At 41.3% G+C, this 516-nt stretch carries 1 protein-coding gene; it reads left to right on the forward strand.

The genetic code is table 11. The annotated features are described in order from the left end of the window. Nucleotides 1-247: 247 nt before the first annotated feature. Nucleotides 248-516, forward strand: a 269-nt coding sequence (gene rplU / locus JMW90_RS13670; protein WP_201564783.1) for a 50S ribosomal protein L21, incomplete at its 3' end; no start/stop codon positions are given.

A 516-nucleotide genomic window follows, 5' to 3' on the forward strand; every position in this document is an offset into this window, starting at 1 on the left:
ATTATATAGTGTTTTTTTGTTGGAATAGCATCTTGGATGCGCTCCTAATCAGCAGTAGATATAATAAAAAGTGAGGTGGTTATTCGTGTAACTGCCTTACAAAAACCAGTTAAACAAGTGAGATAGACGGCTTGCTTTTATGAGCAAAAAGCCGTAAAATCTTGCCTTTAATTTTTCCCTGTCGTGTTCGTCGTAAAAGCGTTGGTATAACATCAGCCACGGCACACGGGTTAAACGGAGTCATACAATGTACGCAGTAATCAAAACTGGTGGTAAACAGCACCGTGTAGTTGTCGATGAGTTGCTTAAAGTTGAACTACTAAAAGCAGAAACTGGCGCAACAATTAAATTCGAAGATGTATTGATGATTGTTGACGGCGAAACTGTCAAAATCGGTCAGCCTATCGTTGAAGGTGCTAGCGTTGAAGTTGAAGTGGTTGAACATGGTCGCGGCGAAAAAATCCGTGTCGTTAAGCACAACCGTCGTAAGCATTATCACAAAGAGCAAGGTCACCG

The sequence above is a fragment of the Psychrobacter glacincola genome, assembly GCF_904846215.1.
Taxonomy (GTDB): domain Bacteria; phylum Pseudomonadota; class Gammaproteobacteria; order Pseudomonadales; family Moraxellaceae; genus Psychrobacter; species Psychrobacter glacincola.